Origin of the sequence: Bhargavaea sp. CC-171006 (genome assembly GCF_009761675.1) — a bacterium.
In the GTDB taxonomy this organism is placed as follows: Bacteria; Bacillota; Bacilli; order Bacillales_A; family Planococcaceae; genus Bhargavaea; species Bhargavaea changchunensis.
The window spans coordinates 212,708-230,788 of the sequence record NZ_QUZH01000027.1; the positions used below are offsets into that span (position 1 = coordinate 212,708).

Here is an 18,081-nt window from a genome sequence, read left to right on the forward strand (position 1 = left end):
TCTGTTTTTATTAGATAAGTTTCAGCTGATCGAGGATTCGGGCAATACCGTCTTCCGCTACGTCTCCGGTGATGAAATCGGCCCGCTTTTTGGCTTCTTCATGAGCGTTCCCCATAGCTACACCTATACCCGCTGCCCTGAGCATCTCGATATCATTGAGGCCGTCTCCGAATGCAACGGCGTCGTCCATCGTGAGACCTTCCCGGTCAAGGATCCGCTGCATCCCTTCGGCTTTGGAAGTTCCTGCAGGAAGGATGTCAGTGGATGTTCGGTGCCAGCGGACAAACTTCATTTCCGGAAAAGCTTCGGTATAGGCCCGCTCATGTTCCTCGGTGCAAAAAAGCAGCGCCTGATGGATCGGCCGCTCCTTATAGAATGTCTCCGATGCCCTCGGGTAAGGCATTTTAAGTGAGCCCAGGCTGTCTTCGACATGCGGATGTCCCGTCTCGGTAGCGACCATTTCCCTGTCATCCATGAAAATGAGCGGGAAGCGGTCCCGGTCCGCCTTTTCTTTGATTCGGGCCAGGATATCAGGTTCGATGACGCCGCCGTGGATCAGTTCGCCCTTGTGGACAACATATTGTCCGTTAAAGCAGATATATGTATCGATGTCCAGGTCTTCGAGCACCGGACCGATCATGAATGGCGCGCGTCCTGTTGCAATGGCAACGAGATGCCCCTTTTCACGTGCTGCCATGACCGCTTTCTTCGCTGACTCAGGCAATTTTTTGTCATGGTCGTACAGGGTGCCGTCGATATCGAAAAAGAGGATATTCTTCATCGTTTCCAATCTCCGCCTTCCTATATAATTTCTTTAAAAACCGCCCTTGACAGAACATTCAAAATGACCTATAATAGGTCACAAGGAGTGATAGCCATGCTGAAACGCCTGAAACGCAAATGGTTGAAGCGGCTCAATGGCATCCTCGGCAAGAAGTCCATTGCATAGTGAACTCATGCCCCCGCAAAAACGGGGGCTTTTCTTTATTTCACTGGGCCTGCATGCTATTATAAACGATATGGCAAGTATTTGAACGTGAAAAAGGAGAGCAGACCATGATCTACAAAGTGTACTACCAAGAAAACCTGCATGAAGTACCAGTCCGCGAAAACACAAAATCCATGTATGTGGAAGCAGAATCGGTACGTGCCGTACGCGCTGCACTGAAAGAGCGTGAACTGTACGTTGAACACATCCAAGCCTTGGAAGACGGCCATCTGGAATACGAAAAAAAATCGCCTGACTTCCACGTCGAACAGGTGTGACCCGGATGAAATCGGTCAAGAATGATCAGACAGCCGTATTTGCGCTCGGCGGACTGGGCGAAATCGGCAAAAACACGTATGGGGTCCAATTCCAGGATGAAATCATCCTCATTGATGCGGGGATCATGTTCCCTGAAGATGACCTGCTCGGCATCGACTATGTGATTCCCGACTATACGTACATCGAGCGGAATGTGGATAAAATAAAAGGCTTATTTATCACACATGGCCACGAGGACCATATCGGCGGTATTCCTTACCTGCTCAAAAAGGTGAACATCCCGGTTTATGGCGGCAAGCTGGCGCTGGGCCTCCTGCGCAACAAGCTTGAGGAGCACGGACTCCTCCGCCGCACGAAACTGATCGAAGTCGGAGAAGATGACGTGATCAAATTCAGGAAAACTTCGGTCAGCTTTTTCAGGACGACCCACAGTATACCCGATGCCTTCGGGATCGTGGTGAAAACACCTCCGGGCAACATTGTCCACACCGGTGATTTCAAGTTCGACTTCACTCCTGTCGGTGAGCCGGCAAACCTTGCGAAGATGGCGCAGATCGGAGAAGAAGGCGTACTCTGCCTTCTCTCCGACAGTACGAATGCGGAAGTGCCTGATTTCACGATGTCCGAGAAGACTGTCGGAGAAAGCATCGATGAGATTTTCCGGAAAGTGAACGGAAGGATTATCTTTGCGACATTCGCCTCCAATATCTACCGGCTTCAGCAGGCAGTGGAAGCCGCCATCCGTCACGGCAGGAAAATCGCCGTGTTCGGCCGTAGCATGGACAATGCAATCACCATCGGCACGGAACTTGGCTATATCGATGCGCCGAAGGAAATGTTCGTTGATACCCAGACGCTGAACCGCCTTCCTGCCAATGAGGTCATGATCCTCTGCACGGGAAGCCAGGGCGAACCGATGGCAGCACTTTCACGGATTGCAAACGGCACACACCGGCAGATCCAGATTCAGCCTGGGGACACGGTCATCTTCTCTTCTTCCCCGATCCCGGGCAATATCGCCAGTGTCAATCGGACCATCAACCTGCTGTTCCGTGCAGGCGCTGAAGTCATCCATGGGTCCCTCAACAACATCCATACTTCCGGGCACGGATCTCAGCAGGAGCAGAAACTCATGCTCCGCCTGATCAAGCCGAAGTTCTTCATGCCGATCCACGGTGAATACCGGATGCTGAAGACCCATGCCGGGCTTGCTGTCCAGTGTGACGTGCCTGAGGACAACATCTTCATTATGGAGAATGGAGATGTTCTCGCGCTCAGCTCTAACGAGGCCCATCTGGCGGGACGGATCCCGTCCGGAGATGTCTATATCGACGGCAGCGGAATCGGTGACATCGGCAACGTCGTCCTGCGCGACCGCCGTGTCCTTTCTGAAGACGGGCTCGTTATCGTGGTCGTCACGCTGAACAAGGCAAAGGGCAAGATCGTTGCCGGTCCTGACCTGATCTCACGCGGATTCGTCTATATGCGTGAATCCGGCCAGATGATCAACGAAGCGCAGTCGATGCTGAACCGGCGTCTTCGTCAGTCGGTTGCCAATTCTGATACGCCGGACACCGAAGCGCTCAAGAGCCAGATCACAGATATTCTTGGTCCATATCTGTACGAACAGACCAAACGCAAGCCGATGATCCTTCCTGTCGTCATGGAAGTCTGATCAACGAAAAAAGCTGCACGGAATCGTATTCCGTGCAGCTTTTTATATTGTTACCCGTCAAAAAAGCCCCGGCTATGTATGCCGGGGCTTTCATCGCTGCTCAGTGCAGCGCTTTTTTCTCAAATCTCAGGATATCCGCGTCTGACCCGATGATGATCAGGATGTCCCCTTCGTGGATCGGTTCCTCCGCCATAGGAGAGACCACTACGTCCTCTCCCCTCTTGATCGCCACGATGTTGATGCCGTACCTCGCCCGTATATCAAGGTCCAGGATGGAATGGCCTGCAAGCATCTCATTCGCCTTGATCTCCATGATGGAGTGCTCATCGGACAATTCAAGATAATCAAGAATATTATTTGAGATCATATTATTCGCGATACGGATTCCCATGTCCCGCTCGGGATGGACGACCTGGTCCGCCCCGATTTTCTGGAGCACTTTCGCGTGATAGTCATTTTGCGCTTTAACCGTGATTTTTTCGACGCCGAGTTCCTTCAGAATCAAGGTGGTCAGGATGCTCGACTGGATGTCCTCTCCGATTGCAACAATCACATGTTCAAAATTCCGGATACCGAGAGACACGAGCGCCTGCTCGTCGGTCGTGTCCGCCACGACGGCCTGTGTCGCGATCGAGGCGAACTCGTCCACCCTCTCCGGATCCTGGTCGATGGCGAGGACGTCCGCCCCCTGCTCCACCAGTTCACGGCAGATGCTTCCGCCGAACCGGCCCAGTCCGACTACGACAAACTCTTTCTTCATTTTTCTTGCCTCCAGCCGCAGGCCCGCCCCGGTGCGGTCCGTGCGTAAATTACAGCTTCAATTTCCGTTTACGCCCCCCAGGATAAAGGGAAGGATGAGGGGGGAGGCTGTTCAGCCCCGGTCAAACGGACGCTTTGGCCGGTCCGTGCAGAACTGGCATTTCGGATCTGTACAGGTCTCTTCGCGCCACTCATTGCATCCGGCGCAATACGCGGAATCATAGGTGGCATCATAGGACAGTGGTTCCAGACAGAATTCACAATAATCATCCAGTTCTTCATAAGGGATGATGCGATCTTTTGTCATCAGGAAAACCCCTTCGATGACGGGCGTTACGCCATTGCGGCTTCGCCCCCGGCCATGGTCCGGACCCGGGAAGAAATTGTTCTTGCCCATTGCCACCCCTCCTTTTTCCAATAGTGTACCACATCATCCCAAAACTACAATGAATGGCGGTGAAAACATGACAGAGGTTCCTGATACGAAAGATTTCATTGTCAAAGACGGGTATCTCTCCTTTATCCTGCCATTTGCCTATAGAAAAAAACAGATCAAAAAAGCGGCTGATGCGCTCAGGAAAGACGGATTTCACTTTTTTACACTTGAGGATCCCGGCGGACAGATCAATGATCTCTATGAAGGTTCCATCGAGATTTCCCAGGAGGAGCTGGATCAGTATTTCCTTCCCTATGTGGAACGCAAAATCTTCCCTCCGACTATCGAGGAATATGGTTTCCACCGCTTCTACAAAGTGATCGGAGAAGATTTTGAGCTGACGGCCGACGGAGAGCGCTATCCGTTCCGCTTTATGAGCCTTGATGTGACGCTGGGTCCTTTCGGCATCGCGTTCTTTACGTCCAGGGTACGCCTGCTGGACAACGGGCTGCCGCTATCCTCCGTCCTGAATTTCATGCAGCACTTCAGGGCGGCCGAAAACAAGCTGAAAGAGGAGAAAGGATCGGTCATTTATTGTGAAGATGGCATTGAATTTTCAAACGTCCATGAATTTCTTCTCGACCGCTTCGCTTCTGCCATCAAGTCGTTTATCATCCACGATGATCGGCTCAAAGGCTATTTCGGGAGCCTCCCCTATTTCGAGGATGAGCGGATGTTCGTCACCTCCTTCCTGTTCGCAGAACCGGGCACGGAACTTAGTGATGAGCAGCTGTTCCGGATCGGCAAGGTCGACGGACTCTCTCCCGAAGGAAAACCGTTCATCTCGGCTTCCAACATGAACTACATAAGAGATTATCTGGACAAGTATTTGCACGACCGATGGGCACCGGATCTGTACACGCTTGCCACAGATCTCTCCTACATCAATGTAACCACGAAAAGTTCTGAGGAGATGCAGCGCCCTCTTGCCCACTTCATGGGAACACACTACTATAATTTTTTGCTGCATTACTTTTACCGGATCATGCTTCTTCGGGTATCGTTCGAGTATAGCCGTCTCCAATGGGACAAGGATGAAGAGTACCTGAAGCGGCTGATTGAGCTGATTACGATTTTTTCATCCTGGTACTACTTCAAACATGTCAGTGTCCGCCAGGAAGGACGGGAATTGGGGCTGCTCTTCAGGCAGGCATTCAGCCTGGACGACCTGTATGAGGAAGTGCACACCACACTCGATGAGTTGTACCGCACACAGGAAAACGCGGCTGCGAACCGGATGAACCTGCTCCTTTTCTTTCTCACCGTCTTTACTGTCATCTCGGGCATCTACGGGATGAACCTGGTGATTGACGACTGGAAAAACGATACAAGCTGGAAAGAGATTTCTTCATATGGATTGTTCGGATGGATCGCGCTCATTACCGCTTTACTTGGTATCGGCATGTCGATTTATCTCTTCTTCTCTTACCTCGGCCGGATCGTATGGCGTAAGCTGAAGAGAAAAATGGATGATCTGGACTTCTGATCCGTCAGTCCGGAACGCAAATATCGGCGTTCCGGGCTTTTGTCATGCCTTCCGCTATGAAACGGATGAAATTTTCCTCTTGCAATCACGAATGAATTTTGTATAATAAAATCCGCTATTGCTAAACTTAAAGTTTATTATAAGTAAACTCCACAGGAGGCTGTCCCATGCAAATCGGGAAAAAGATCAAGCAGCTCCGGCTGAAAAAAGGGCTTACACAGGAAGAACTCGGCGAGAGGACAGATTTGAGCAAGGGCTATATCTCCCAGCTTGAACGCGACCACACCTCTCCGTCCATCGAGACCCTGTTTTCTCTTTTGGAGGTACTCGGTTCTTCCCCCAAGGAGTTTTTCGACGACGGCAGCCCTGCGTCCAAGGTCGTCTTCAGCAAGGACGAACATATCCTGAACACTGATGAGGACCGGGGATACTCCGTCCGGTGGCTAGTTTCCGAGTCAAACGAGAAGGAGATGGAGCCCGTCCTGCTGACTCTTGAGCCCGGCGGAGGATTCAAAGAGTTCGAGCCTTCCCTATCGCAGACGTTCATTTACGTATTGAAAGGGCAGATCATGCTCCAATTGGGTACAGAGAGTTATAAGGCCGGAACGGGCGATGCCCTTTACTACGAAGCATCGCATGATCATCAGCTTTCAAATGCCGGTCCCGGGGAGGCCCGATGCCTGCTCATCGCCACTGATTCTTATTTGTGATTATTGATACTGGAGGTAAGACATGACCCAACAGCCTATTATCCGCTTCGAAAATGTCTCCAAGCGGTACAACGACGACACGACCGTCCTGAACAACATCAGCTTCGAAATGGAGCGCGGCAAATTTTATACCCTTCTCGGCCCTTCAGGCTGCGGGAAGACGACGATACTCCGCCTGATTGCAGGCTTCATCGAGCCGAGCAGCGGTGAAATCCAGTTTAACGGCAAGAAGATCAATGATACCCCTCCGAACGAGCGGCAGGTCAATACCGTGTTCCAGGACTATGCCCTCTTTCCACACCTGAACGTCTTTGAGAACGTCGCCTTCGGGCTTCGCATCAAAAAGATCAAACAGGCGGAAGTGAAGCGCCGTGTCGAGGAAGCATTGCGGTTCGTCAACCTCCAGGGATATGAAAATCGCGAAATTTCCGAGATGTCCGGCGGCCAGCGTCAGCGTGTGGCCATCGCCCGCGCCATCGTCAATGACCCGGAGATCATCCTTCTAGACGAACCGCTGTCCGCTCTCGACCTTAAACTCCGGACAGAGATGCAGTACGAGCTCCGCGAATTGCAGCAGCGCCTCGGCAAAACGTTCATCTTCGTCACCCATGACCAGGAAGAAGCACTCGCGATGTCGGACGAAATTTTCGTCATGAATGCCGGCGAGATCGTTCAGTCCGGCACGCCGATCGATATTTACGACGAGCCGATCAACCGGTTTGTCGCAGACTTTATCGGCGAATCCAACATTGTCGATGGTGTCATGATCCGCGACCATCTCGTCCGTTTCGCGGGCAGAGAGTTCGAATGCGTCGATGCCGGCCTCGATCCGAATGAAAAGATTGAAGTGGTCATCCGTCCTGAAGATCTGGAGATCACTTCCCCCGACCGCGGAAAACTAGTCGTTACTGTAGACACACAACTGTTCCGCGGTGTCCATTATGAACTGTCCACCTACGACAAAGACGGCAATGAGTGGCTCGTTCATTCAACGAGAAAGGCGCAGGTCGGAGATGAAATCGGCCTGGACTTCGACCCTGAGGCAATCCACGTCATGAGGCTGAACGAATCGGAGGAAGATTTCGACCGGAGGCTCGAATCCTACGAGGTGTCCGACCATGCAGAATAAATCGACACGCGCACTTTACCTGATTCCCTATGGTGCCTGGATCCTACTGTTTGTCATCGCGCCGATTGCACTTGTCGTGTATTATTCGCTGTTCAATATCCACGGTGATTTGACGCTTGCCAACTACCGTGCATTCTTTTCTTCGATCTACCTGGAACTGACACTCAGCTCGTTCTGGTACGCTTTCCTGATCACACTGTTTTCACTGCTGATCGCGTATCCGACAGCCTACTTTCTGACGAAGACCAAAAACAAGCAGCTCTGGCTGCTGCTGATCATCATCCCATCCTGGATCAACTTGCTCCTGAAGACATATGCCTTCATCGGGATTTTCGGTCAGTACGGTCCGATCAACGCCTTTTTCGCGGCAATCGGCATCGGATCCACACAACTCCTGTTCACCGACTTCAGCTTTATTTTCGTATCGGTATATATTTTCATTCCGTTCATGATCCTTCCGATTTTCAATGCAATCGATAGGCTCAATCCCGCGCTGATCGATGCATCCCGTGATCTCGGGGCAAGCCCGTGGACGACGTTCAGGAAGGTCATCCTCCCGCTCACGATGAATGGTGTGAAATCCGGCATCCAGGTGACCTTCATCCCGGCGCTATCGCTGTTTATGATCACACGGCTGATTGCCGGAAACAAGGTCATTACGCTGGGCACAGCCATCGAGCAGCAGTTCCTTGTCACCCAGAACTGGGGAATGGGATCGACGATCGCAGTCTTCCTGATCCTGTTCATGTTCATCATCATGCTGTTCACCGGCCAGAAGGAGAAAGGAGGCGCATCCGTTGGGAAAACAAAGTAATATCCAGAAGTTCTTTCTCACGATTGTATTCATCATCCTGTATGCGCCTATTTTCTTCCTGATCTTTTATTCGTTCAACTCGAACGGAACGATGTCATCGTTTGAATCGTTTACTTGGGAACATTATGCCGCAGTCTTTGAAGATACCCGGCTGATCATGATCGTGTTCAACACGGTGATTGTCGCCCTGTTGTCGGCACTGGTCTCTACCGCGGTCGGAGTCCTTGGCGCACTTGCGATTGTTTATCTGAAAAACCGGAAGTTGCGAAACACGCTGCTTTCTTTGAATAACGTGCTGATCGTCAGTCCTGATGTCATCATCGGTGCGTCGTTCCTGATCCTTTTCACCGCGGTTGGCGTGCGTCTCGGATTCGCATCGGTGCTGATCTCACACATCGCATTCAGCATCCCGATCGTCGTCCTCATGGTTCTGCCGAAACTGCTGGAAATGAGCGACTCGCTGATCGATGCCGCCCGCGACCTTGGCGCATCAGGCAGGGACGTTCTCACGCGTGTCATCATCCCATACATCAAGCCGGGCATCTTTGCAGGTTTTTTCCTGGCACTCACCTACTCGCTTGATGACTTTGCCGTGACGTTCTTCGTCACCGGGAATGGCTTCAGTACCCTGTCCGTCGAAATCTACTCGATGGCGCGGGCCGGCATCACGCTGACGATCAATGCGCTTTCCGGCCTGATCTTCATCGTCACCGTCGGTCTTGTCCTGGTCTACTATGCGCTGAATAGGCGCAATCGCACACCTGTCACGGGGGTGAAGAAATGAAAGAGATTATCCGTGCCGCAGTTGCCGTGATCGTCGTATCCGCACTGCTGCTCTACATCAACAGCCAGCTCGGAAAGACGTCGGGCAGCACGGGAAGCGACACCATCACTGTATATAACTGGGGCGAATACCTGGATCCTGAACTGCTGGATCAGTTCACCGAGGAAACCGGCATCCGCGTCGTCTATGAGACATTCGACTCCAACGAAGCGATGATGACGAAAGTCCAGCAGGGCGGTACATCCTATGATGTCGCCATGCCGTCCGAATACATGATCGAGAACATGAAGGAGGAAGATCTCCTCATACCGCTCGATCACTCAAAAATTCCGAACCTGAAAAACATCGATCCGTATTTCCTGGATCTGCCGTTCGACCCGGACAACGAATACTCCGTCCCCTACTTCTGGGGAACCGTCGGAATCGCCTTCAACCCGGACCTTCTCGAGGAGGACTTTGACTTCACGAGCTGGGAGGACCTGTGGAGGCCCGAGCTCCGCGAGCAGATCATCCTCGTCGACAGTGCCCGCGAGGTCATGGGGATGGGACTGAACAGCCTCGGCTATTCCCTCAACTCGACCGATGAGTCCGAACTGGATGCCGCATCAGCCAAGCTGGATGAACTGACACCGAATGTAAAAGCCATCATCGGCGATGAGATCGTTGAGATGATGCGGCGCAACGAGGCAGCGATCGCACTCACCTGGTCGGGCCAGGCCCTCGACATGATGTATATCAACGAATCAATCGACTTCGCGGTGCCTGAGGAAGGATCCAACCTCTGGTTCGACAACATGATCATTCCGAAGACCGCGGCCAACGTCGATGGCGCGCATCAGTTCATCAACTTCATGCTCGATGCGGAAGTTGCGGCACAGAATGCCGATTGGGTCGGCTATTCTACGCCGAATGCCGCCGGACTTGAGCTGATGGACCCCGAAGTGACCGGGGATGAGCGTTTTTATCCGGATGAGGAAATCCGCGAGCGACTTGAAGTATACCGGAACCTCGGGCCGGAAATGACCGGTGAATACAACGAACGCTTTCTCCGCTTCAAGATGGGGATGAACTGATACAGGCAGTCCGGAATCTGCATATTCCGGACTGTTTTTCTGTCTGGGGCAGATATTTTCTGTTGGAGACATTCGACGATGGTGAAACGGGTATGATGGGTATGGTAGAATTGTTTGACACACGAAACTTTAAAAGGGGGGCCCGGGCATGGCGGAGGGAACCAATCGTTCTGCATTGTATATCCTCATGTTCAACATGTTCATCGCGATGTCCGGCATCGGACTGATCATCCCGATCATGCCGGCTTACCTGGAGACATTTGGAGCAGCCGGCCAGGTGCTGGGTTTCCTGATTTCCTCCTTTGCTCTGGCGCAATTCCTGTTCTCCCCGATATCCGGCAACCTGTCTGACAGATATGGCCGGAAGAAGCTGATCATCTTCGGGCTTGTCGTCTTCGGCCTGTCACAGCTTGCCTTCGGCCTCGCGACTGAACTTTGGATGCTGTTCGTCGCCCGGTTTATCACTGGCTTCGGTGCTGCTTTCCTCATCCCGCCGATGATGGCGTTCGTGGCCGACATCACGACCTTTGATGACCGCGGAAAAGGGATGGGATGGCTCGGTGCTTCCATGTCCCTGGGCTTCATGATCGGCCCATCCATCGGGGGATTCCTCTCGAACGTGAGCCTGCAGTTCCCGTTTTATATCGCCTGCAGCGTCGCCCTGATTGCCGCATTGTCCTCTACCCTGATTCTTCCGGACCCTCGTCCAAAAAACGGACCGGAAAAGCAGGAGCCAAGGAAGCAGGAAAACATCCTTGGCCAGCTAAAGCGTTCTGTTGCACTGAATTACTTTATCCTGCTGATTATCACGCTTGTCTTCTCGTTCGGACTCGCAAACTTCCAGGCGACGATCTCCATGTATATGGACAAAAAATATGCCTACACCCCGGCCGAGATTGCGATACTGATGACAATCGGAGGCTTTGTCGGGGTCGTTGTCCAGACTTTTGTCGTCGATCCGCTGTTCAGGAAGTATGGGGAGATGCGTGTCATTCTTGTGAACCTGCTGATTGCCGCCTTTGCCATGACCGGCATTCTGTTTGTGGACCGGTTCTGGTCGCTGATGCTGATCTCCACTTTCTTCTTCACGGCGACCTCGCTTCTGCGTCCGGCACTCAACACGCTGATCTCCAAGATGGCCGGTAATGAACAGGGATTTGCCGCCGGCCTGATCAATGCCTACATGAGCCTCGGCAATATGTTCGGTCCTGCGCTCGCGGGCACGCTGTTCGATATCAATATGGCCATCCCGTATATTTTCGGGACTGCGGTACTGCTCGTCTGCTTCGGCATCACCGCTTCCTGGGCAAGGCTCCACCGGGAACAGCTCCGGACGCTCCGCTCCAGAAAGGTTGCAGTGACCCGGTAAAAAATGAAAACCGACAATTTATGCAGGACCACTGAAAGCAAAAAGGGCCGTCACTCAGATTTTGAGTGACAGCCCTTTTTCTTGTGCCCTGCTGATTTCTGCTCGTAGGGATGGGTTTTCCCTACAGGGAGAGATCCTCAATGCATACGGCGGTTTCGTCATTCACGCGCTTGGTTTCGTCATTCGCATGCCCGATTTCGTCATTCGGCCCCCCGATCTCGTCATTCGCCAGCTTCCTGGGGTCGAATGACGAAATTGCCCGGATGAATGACGAAATCACCACACTCGGCTGATCGCGGTCACCACCTGCCCCGGTTTCATCATTTCCTCAACCGATGGGTTCATCAGAGGCCAGGCGCTTTGTATGGCCAACTCCTGCGTTTCACATTATTGATCCTGCTTTTTTGCTTTCAGCAGCTTTTCCAAGCTCGTTTCTTCCATGTTCGCTGCTGATTCCCTTGTCCCTCCTGCAGACCTGCCTGGTTTCCGGATTCGCGGCAATCCAAATCTCCGCAGTGTGATATCCGCAAAGAAGATCAGCATTGCCGCAAGGGCGAACCAGTCCCAGGCCGGGAGGATCTCCTTCTTGGAGGATTCAGGCGGTCTCAGGGCTTCTTTGGCCGATTCCAGCACTCGGCCTCCCGACCTTTCTGCGATGGCAGAAAGGCGTTCCTGATCCGGAGGTCCGGGCCGGTACTCGGCACCATACGGAATCGAGATGCCGGCTGTCGTGACACTCTCCCCGTCCCCGGATATCCTGAAGAAGACGAGGCTCGGGCCTGACTGTACCCGTACGCGCGCCGTACCCGGCCTGACCGGTTCAACAGCCGTCCCGAGCTCACGGCCCCCTTCGTCGACGGCGGCTATGTCCAGGAAGGGCATGGACTCCGGTCCGGTCACCGTATAGGAACCGTCTTTGTTCCTGCGGATGTCGAACGCCTCACTGCGGTATTGGGGAAGAATTCTTGAAACGGCGGTTGTCCACAATTCTCCCCATCGGTCCCAGGATGCGAACCCGCCGCTCCAGCCACCCGAGCCGGATGTATAGGCGAGAGTCCTGCCCAGGCCGTACCGGCCTTCCGCGATGATCGGATCGCCTTCCGGGCTCTCCAGGATGACATCGGAATCGGGTTTTGCCGTCGTCGCGATGTAAGCGTTCATCTGCGGCAGCCCGTTGCCGAACAGCGTATCCCAGCCTGTCCCCCCGCGTACGGCGGGCGTGAAAGGCTCGTCCACAATATAGGTTCTCGACAGCATGGCAGTCTCCCTGGACAGGATGGACGGAACCGAGTCTGCATCTGTCACTTCATAATAGCGGCCGGAAGCCTGATCGGCGAGCTGCCGGAGGAGTTGCCGGTCCGCATCCTCACCTATTGCCACAGTCGACATGGTCACCCCGTCGGAGTCACCTTTTTCTGCAAGAGACGCGTAATTCCCGCCTGCCGCAGACATTCCGTCTGTCAGAAGGATGATGTGCTTCCGTTCCAGATCCAGGCCACTGAGCCGTTCGTAGGCCAAAGCGACTGAAGGATAAATATCGGTGCCGCCGCCCGGCGTGACCGACATGATTTTCCCCGATGCTTCATTCGGATCACCGATCGGGGACGTTTCGATTACTTCCCACGGACTCTCGTCAAATGCAATAAATCCGAGCGTGTCGTCTTCCCTGAGAAGGGCCACAGAGCGTGCGGCTGCCTCTTTCGCCAGCTCAAGTTTACGCCCGGCCATGCTGCCTGAGCGGTCCAGTACGATCACGAGGCCCAGTGATGGGATGACCTGTTTGCCGGTCACGTCCATATCGACAGGAAGTATCTTCTCGATCGGCGTACGGAAATAACCGCCCAGCCCAAAGCTCTCCTCTCCGCCGACCATCATAAACCCGAGGCCGAATGTCCGGACGGCCTGTTCAATGACAGCCATTCTTTCCTCCCCGACCCGATGGCCAGGCACATTGTCGAAGATGATGGCATCATACTGCAGATAGGACGAAAGGTCCTGCGGAAGGTCTCCGGCATGGACCGTCTCAACGCTGATCCCGCTTTTTCCGACCAAGTTTCCGAGCTGGCCCGGAGTCCCGGTGCTATCTGCGATCAGCACGCGCGGCGGTCCTTCAATCTCGGTGACGGCAGTCATCCGGTTGTTTTCCTGAATGCCGTCCTCCTTCATGATGACTTGCACCTCATATTTCACGAGTCCCTCTTCAGTCTGGACCTCGCTGAATGTAAAGCGGTTTTCCCCTTCGGAAAGCTCAGTGTCCCTCTCGGCAACCGGCTGATCATTGCGGAACAGGATCAGCCGTGCCGCCGCAGGCGCGGTCGCCCGGACGGTCACGTCCAGCTGCTGCGACTCGCCTTTCCTGCCCGTTGTCGGGACGGTGAATGATGAGACGGATACGTCTTCTGAATCCGGTGCGGCGAATACTGCCGCGTCTACCGTGACATCTTGGGGCAGTTGGCTGCGGATATACTCCAGCGCATCCCCCCTCGTCTCTCTGCCGTCTGATAAGACCACGATTCTGGCGGGACTTCCCGCAGCAGCGGCTGACGCATACCGAAGTGCACCTTCGAGATCCGTTTCTCCGGTGTGCCTGGTGATATCCGGGCTCCCGGACTCCAAAGGGTCATTCCATGCCTCTCCCGCAAACGATAGCACTGTGACATTGCGGTCCTGCCCCTGGCTGACTGCCTCTTCCAGGAAGGCTGAAACCTCTTCCTCAGTCCCTTCCATCGAGGCGGAGCGGTCCACAAGGAAGAACAGCCGCTCCTCCTCCGCCCGCATCAGAAGGTAAGGGGAGGCTGCCGCAAAGATCAGGAGTGCGGCAACAGATATTCTCATACCTAGAAGTACAAAGGCCTTGCGCCCACTTTTTCCCTGCTCCAGTTTCCATGACCAGAAAAGATAGCCGAACACCGGGAGAAGAAGCAATAGATAGGCCGGATGTTCAATACGAAAGTCCATGACGCCGCTGCACCTCCCATTCCGCAAGAATCAGAAGCAAGATCAGGAGGACAAGCGGCACCACAATCGGCTGATTGTCGGCGGATCCAGAAGTCCCGCCGCTTTCTCTCTCGCCGGCGGTGTACGAAAGTCCGGCCTTCACCGTACGTTCTTCCTCAGGCAGGATGACGGCCAGGTAGCGCTCTTCCTTACCGGCCCGGAGAACATACAGCCCGGGCTGATCAGGCGCGGCCACCGCCTCGGCGGGGCCGAATTCCGCGAGGTATTCTCCGTCCGAGGTATATAATTGCCAGCCCCCTTCAAGCGAAGGCGTGACCGAACGCCTTTCTCCGGGGAGGAAGGTTCCGGCACCAGCCTGCTCCCGGGAATAGCCGTCAATTGCACTCCAGAGAAACAGCGGGAAGGATGGACGGAGCGGCCAGTCCGTCATGGACGGGTCGGCCAGCACCGCAATCCTGCCGTCGGAAGCCCTCTGGATCAGCGGGCTGCTCTGAGGGCCTGCGACCGCCTCCATGTCCGGGAAGGGAGGATAAAGTCCGGAGACATAGATATCCTCACCTGGCGCAAAACCGAACAGCGGAACCTCTGATGGTGTGATGAACACCGGATTTTCTTCGGGTTGCCCTTCCCGTCCGAACAGGATCGTGCGTCCCCGGCGTTCCTGGAATGTCTTTTCCGAACCGGTTACGACAATCGCCTCTTCCGGCAGTTGCTCCGCCTCGTCCCTTCCATAAGCGGTCACATCGGCACCGGTCGCCAGGAGGGCTTTATGAACCAGCTCATGCAGTCCGGCATCCGCATAGACCTGCAGTTCCCCTCCGCCGGAAACGGCATGGACGATATTGTCCGCCGGATAGCCATCATCTGTTTCCATTGTGAGTTTGAGTCCTGGGACGGCCGGCAGCCCATCAAACACAATCCGTTCCGACTCGCCTTCGGCTATTGTCAGTTCGTGCACTTTCCCTACCGGGTTGCCCTGTCCATCTTCAAGGGAAAGCACGATTTTTTTGTCCGTCGGAGAGTCATTGGTCACGACCGCAATTGCCGACTGTCCGTCTTCCATCCGGGCGATGCCGAACTGCTCGATCGATACATTTTCCGGAAGGGTTGACGCGGCATGAATTCTGTAAACCAGCCCGGGCATAGCTGGCGGAAAGTCTTCCGGGCCCGCAGCGTCGGTGAAAACATGCACATCCGCCTTTTCTCCGCCGGCAACTGTGCCTGCGAGCGCCATTGCCGCATTCAGATCCTGATGTGCATAAGTCAGTCCCATGCTCCTGACAATCCCGATCGCTTGATCCGCCTGTTCGGAACCCTGCAGCAAGACATCCGGGGATCCTGATGCACGGATGATGGTGAATCGCGCGCCTTCATTATCGCGGATCAATGATTCCATCTTGGTCTTTTGCCGTTCAATCAGTGGCTCACCGTCTTCATCGGCCAGCATCGTGGCAGATGTGTCCGCCACGATGATTAAATGTCCTGAATTATTGCCGGAACCGGCTATGCCCGGCTTCATCAGCAGAAGCACGAACAGCAATAGGGCCGCCATCTGCAAATAAAAGAGAGCATTCCGGTTCAGGTGACTGATAAGAGGAGAGCTTTCCGTATGCTTCCGGGATTGTTCCCAAAAAAGGATGGACGGCACCGTGCGTTCCTCGTATTTTTTCCTGAAAAAATAATAAAGGAGGACGATGGCGGGAACGGCCAGCGTCCAGATCATTCCGATTGAACCGAAACCCATCCGATCTCCTCCCTGCTCAGCGGACCCAGCCCGCTCTTCTCATCTTTTTTGACACAAGCTCCAAAACACCGTCCTGCTCCTCCGCCTCAAGCACGGCAACAGCGTATTCCCGGCATAGGGCTGCAAGCTCTGAAAAATGCCTTTCACTGAGCGCCTGCTGCCTGTGTATCGCAGCTGCCGTAAGCGATACATCCACCGCCTTGCCGGTCTCCGAATCGACAAAACGGACATCGCTGCCCCGTTCGGGAATATCCGGAATGTCATCCTTCAATAGAATCATCCTTACCTCACCCGCACTTTTCCTGAGCTTACGGAGAAGCGGACGGAATGATTCGGTCGGCTCCAATCCGTCGGTCACGACATAGCGGACTGATGCGCCGAGAAGGTTTTCCGAAGCCGCATCCCCTGCAAAGCTGTTCCCTCCAGGAGGCTGCAACTGTTCCAGATGACCCAGGAAACGGCTCCTGTTCCGGACGCCCTTTGCCGAAAACACGGACGGCTTTGGGCCACCCGCTGTCATGAAAACAAGATGGTCATCAGCCGACAGCGCCATCATGCCAAGCATTGCACACAGCCTCCGTGCATAGAGCCACCGGTCACCGCCCATTGACCGGCTGGCATCCAGGATCACGGACACACGCAGTTCGCGCTCGTCCATGAAACGCTTGATGAACAGCTGATCTGTCCTTGCATAAATGTTCCAGTCGACATTTCGGATGTCGTCACCGGGAGCATAAGGCTGGAAATCCGAGAAATCCGGAGAGGTTCCGCTCCTGCCCGAGGCATTTCGCCCATGACGCATCCCTCTCGGAGCAGTTCGGGCCAGATGCCGGAGCCTGGCGGTGACAGCGGCAGCGGTCGTTGGAAAAAACGATTCAGTCATGACGCGTGTCCTCCTGCAGACAAATCGGCAAGCCGCATGATCAGGCCATCCGCCGGCATGCCTTCCGCTTCACCCTCATAGTTGAACAGCAGACGGTGGCGAAGCACAGGAACCGCACATTTTTTCAGATCGCCGATTGAGACATGGAAACGCCCTTCGCTCAGTGCCCGTGCTTTTGCCGCCAGCACAAGGCTCTGCAGACCGCGGGGACCGCTGCCAAAGCGGACCCACCGTCTTACCTCATCCAACGGGGAACCGGATGGATGCGTGCCGGTGACGATCCGGGCGGCCACATCCAGCATCTCCTCCGGCAAAATTACTTCCCGCACCATTTCACGGGCTCGCCGGATTTCTTCCGGTCCCATTAACTTCTGAATGCCGCCAGTTTCGCTGCCCGTTGTACGGCGGATGATTTCCTTGAGCTCTTCCATACCCGGGTTCGGGACGATCACTTTGCAGAGAAAACGGTCCAGCTGCGCTTCGGGCAGCGGATAGGTTCCTTCTAGTTCAATCGGATTTTGTGTGGCCAATACGAAAAACGGGTCCTTCATCGGACGGGTGCTTCCGAGTGTCGTCACCGTCCGTTCTCCCATCGCCTCGAGCAGCGCGCTTTGTGTTTTCGGTGTGGCGCGGTTGATTTCATCGGCGAGCACCATCTCGCTGAATATTGGCCCTTCACGAAATACAAATGACTTGCGCCCATCCGGTGTTTCTTCAATCACCGTTGTTCCCGTGATGTCGGAAGGCATCAGGTCGGGGGTGAACTGGATGCGGGAAAAGCCCAGGTCCAGCACTTCGGAAAACGTCCGGATCAGCATCGTTTTCCCAAGTCCCGGCAACCCCTCAAGAAGCGTATGGCCTCCGGCAAGAATGGAATAAATGATAAAGTCCACCGCCTCCTCCTGTCCGACGATGAACTTTCCCACCTCTTCCTTCACCTTTCGGATTTTCAGACTCATCTCCGTATAATCCTCTTTCGTAAACGCCATCTTCC

At 54.2% G+C, this 18,081-nt stretch carries 17 protein-coding genes; 10 read left to right on the forward strand and 7 right to left on the reverse strand.

What is annotated here, in order from left to right; genetic code table 11:
• Window positions 1-10 precede the first annotated feature (10 nt).
• Window positions 11-781, reverse strand: a complete 771-nt coding sequence (locus DZC51_RS13190; protein ID WP_157296723.1) for a Cof-type HAD-IIB family hydrolase — start codon at window positions 779-781, stop codon at window positions 11-13.
• A 275-nt stretch (window positions 782-1,056) separates the two neighbouring features.
• Here DZC51_RS13190 and DZC51_RS13195 point away from each other — a divergent pair, with 275 nt between their 5' ends.
• Complete coding sequence (locus tag DZC51_RS13195) at window positions 1,057-1,266, forward strand: DNA-dependent RNA polymerase subunit epsilon (RefSeq protein ID WP_157296646.1); 210 nt, start codon at window positions 1,057-1,059, stop codon at window positions 1,264-1,266.
• A 5-nt stretch (window positions 1,267-1,271) separates the two neighbouring features.
• Window positions 1,272-2,942, forward strand: a complete 1,671-nt coding sequence (gene rnjA, locus DZC51_RS13200; protein WP_157296648.1) for a ribonuclease J1 — start codon at window positions 1,272-1,274, stop codon at window positions 2,940-2,942.
• A gap of 100 nt (window positions 2,943-3,042) precedes the next feature.
• Here rnjA and DZC51_RS13205 read toward each other — a convergent pair whose 3' ends face one another.
• Together DZC51_RS13205 and DZC51_RS13210 are read right to left on the reverse strand one after the other, a co-directional pair.
• Window positions 3,043-3,702 (reverse strand): potassium channel family protein, encoded by a 660-nt coding sequence (locus DZC51_RS13205; protein ID WP_157296650.1) that lies wholly within the window; start codon window positions 3,700-3,702, stop codon window positions 3,043-3,045.
• Between the two features lie 111 nt (window positions 3,703-3,813).
• On the reverse strand, window positions 3,814-4,098 hold the full coding sequence (locus tag DZC51_RS13210; protein WP_063179624.1) for a hypothetical protein: 285 nt from the start codon (window positions 4,096-4,098) through the stop codon (window positions 3,814-3,816).
• 67 nt (window positions 4,099-4,165) lie between these two features.
• Here DZC51_RS13210 and DZC51_RS13215 point away from each other — a divergent pair, with 67 nt between their 5' ends.
• From DZC51_RS13215 to DZC51_RS13250, 8 genes are all read left to right on the forward strand, one after another.
• Entirely contained in the window at window positions 4,166-5,623 is a 1,458-nt protein-coding gene (locus DZC51_RS13215) for a magnesium transporter CorA family protein (protein ID WP_157296652.1), read from the forward strand.
• Between the two features lie 167 nt (window positions 5,624-5,790).
• Window positions 5,791-6,333, forward strand: coding sequence for a helix-turn-helix domain-containing protein (locus DZC51_RS13220; RefSeq protein ID WP_157296654.1), 543 nt, complete (start codon window positions 5,791-5,793; stop codon window positions 6,331-6,333).
• Between the two features lie 22 nt (window positions 6,334-6,355).
• Window positions 6,356-7,462 (forward strand): ABC transporter ATP-binding protein, encoded by a 1,107-nt coding sequence (locus DZC51_RS13225; protein ID WP_157296656.1) that lies wholly within the window; start codon window positions 6,356-6,358, stop codon window positions 7,460-7,462.
• Complete coding sequence (locus tag DZC51_RS13230; protein WP_157296658.1) at window positions 7,452-8,276, forward strand: ABC transporter permease; 825 nt, start codon at window positions 7,452-7,454, stop codon at window positions 8,274-8,276. Before DZC51_RS13225 ends, DZC51_RS13230 begins: the two co-directional genes overlap by 11 nt.
• Entirely contained in the window at window positions 8,260-9,060 is an 801-nt protein-coding gene (locus DZC51_RS13235; protein ID WP_157296659.1) for an ABC transporter permease, read from the forward strand. Before DZC51_RS13230 ends, DZC51_RS13235 begins: the two co-directional genes overlap by 17 nt.
• Window positions 9,057-10,133, forward strand: a complete 1,077-nt coding sequence (locus DZC51_RS13240) for an ABC transporter substrate-binding protein (RefSeq protein WP_157296661.1) — start codon at window positions 9,057-9,059, stop codon at window positions 10,131-10,133. The genes DZC51_RS13235 and DZC51_RS13240 overlap by 4 nt, the downstream gene beginning before the upstream one ends.
• Before the next feature lie 148 nt (window positions 10,134-10,281).
• Window positions 10,282-11,502, forward strand: a complete 1,221-nt coding sequence (locus tag DZC51_RS13245; RefSeq protein WP_157296663.1) for an MFS transporter — start codon at window positions 10,282-10,284, stop codon at window positions 11,500-11,502.
• A gap of 140 nt (window positions 11,503-11,642) precedes the next feature.
• Complete coding sequence (locus DZC51_RS13250) at window positions 11,643-11,795, forward strand: hypothetical protein (protein WP_157296665.1); 153 nt, start codon at window positions 11,643-11,645, stop codon at window positions 11,793-11,795.
• A gap of 94 nt (window positions 11,796-11,889) precedes the next feature.
• On the opposite strand, the gene DZC51_RS13255 is transcribed toward DZC51_RS13250, so the two are convergent.
• The 4 genes from DZC51_RS13255 to DZC51_RS13270 are packed head-to-tail and all read right to left on the reverse strand — an operon-like array spanning window position 11,890 to window position 18,076.
• Entirely contained in the window at window positions 11,890-14,460 is a 2,571-nt protein-coding gene (locus tag DZC51_RS13255; RefSeq protein WP_157296667.1) for a VWA domain-containing protein, read from the reverse strand.
• Window positions 14,444-16,204, reverse strand: coding sequence for a vWA domain-containing protein (locus tag DZC51_RS13260; protein ID WP_157296669.1), 1,761 nt, complete (start codon window positions 16,202-16,204; stop codon window positions 14,444-14,446). The genes DZC51_RS13255 and DZC51_RS13260 overlap by 17 nt, the downstream gene beginning before the upstream one ends.
• A gap of 16 nt (window positions 16,205-16,220) precedes the next feature.
• On the reverse strand, window positions 16,221-17,087 hold the full coding sequence (locus DZC51_RS13265; protein WP_157296671.1) for a DUF58 domain-containing protein: 867 nt from the start codon (window positions 17,085-17,087) through the stop codon (window positions 16,221-16,223).
• Entirely contained in the window at window positions 17,084-18,076 is a 993-nt protein-coding gene (locus DZC51_RS13270) for an AAA family ATPase (protein ID WP_157296673.1), read from the reverse strand. Before DZC51_RS13270 ends, DZC51_RS13265 begins: the two co-directional genes overlap by 4 nt.
• Window positions 18,077-18,081: the final 5 nt, after the last annotated feature.

Coding starts and splice junctions, on each gene's coding strand:
- DZC51_RS13265 (WP_157296671.1), bottom strand. CDS start 17,087: ATGACTGAATCGTTTTTTCCAACGACCGCTGCCGCTGTCACCGCCAGG.
- DZC51_RS13260 (WP_157296669.1), bottom strand. CDS start 16,204: ATGGGTTTCGGTTCAATCGGAATGATCTGGACGCTGGCCGTTCCCGCC.
- DZC51_RS13210 (WP_063179624.1), bottom strand. CDS start 4,098: ATGGGCAAGAACAATTTCTTCCCGGGTCCGGACCATGGCCGGGGGCGA.
- rnjA (WP_157296648.1), top strand. CDS start 1,272: ATGAAATCGGTCAAGAATGATCAGACAGCCGTATTTGCGCTCGGCGGA.
- DZC51_RS13220 (WP_157296654.1), top strand. CDS start 5,791: ATGCAAATCGGGAAAAAGATCAAGCAGCTCCGGCTGAAAAAAGGGCTT.
- DZC51_RS13190 (WP_157296723.1), bottom strand. CDS start 781: ATGAAGAATATCCTCTTTTTCGATATCGACGGCACCCTGTACGACCAT.
- DZC51_RS13245 (WP_157296663.1), top strand. CDS start 10,282: ATGGCGGAGGGAACCAATCGTTCTGCATTGTATATCCTCATGTTCAAC.
- DZC51_RS13255 (WP_157296667.1), bottom strand. CDS start 14,460: ATGGACTTTCGTATTGAACATCCGGCCTATCTATTGCTTCTTCTCCCG.
- DZC51_RS13250 (WP_157296665.1), top strand. CDS start 11,643: ATGCATACGGCGGTTTCGTCATTCACGCGCTTGGTTTCGTCATTCGCA.
- DZC51_RS13240 (WP_157296661.1), top strand. CDS start 9,057: ATGAAAGAGATTATCCGTGCCGCAGTTGCCGTGATCGTCGTATCCGCA.
- DZC51_RS13195 (WP_157296646.1), top strand. CDS start 1,057: ATGATCTACAAAGTGTACTACCAAGAAAACCTGCATGAAGTACCAGTC.
- DZC51_RS13215 (WP_157296652.1), top strand. CDS start 4,166: ATGACAGAGGTTCCTGATACGAAAGATTTCATTGTCAAAGACGGGTAT.
- DZC51_RS13205 (WP_157296650.1), bottom strand. CDS start 3,702: ATGAAGAAAGAGTTTGTCGTAGTCGGACTGGGCCGGTTCGGCGGAAGC.
- DZC51_RS13230 (WP_157296658.1), top strand. CDS start 7,452: ATGCAGAATAAATCGACACGCGCACTTTACCTGATTCCCTATGGTGCC.
- DZC51_RS13270 (WP_157296673.1), bottom strand. CDS start 18,076: ATGGCGTTTACGAAAGAGGATTATACGGAGATGAGTCTGAAAATCCGA.
- DZC51_RS13225 (WP_157296656.1), top strand. CDS start 6,356: ATGACCCAACAGCCTATTATCCGCTTCGAAAATGTCTCCAAGCGGTAC.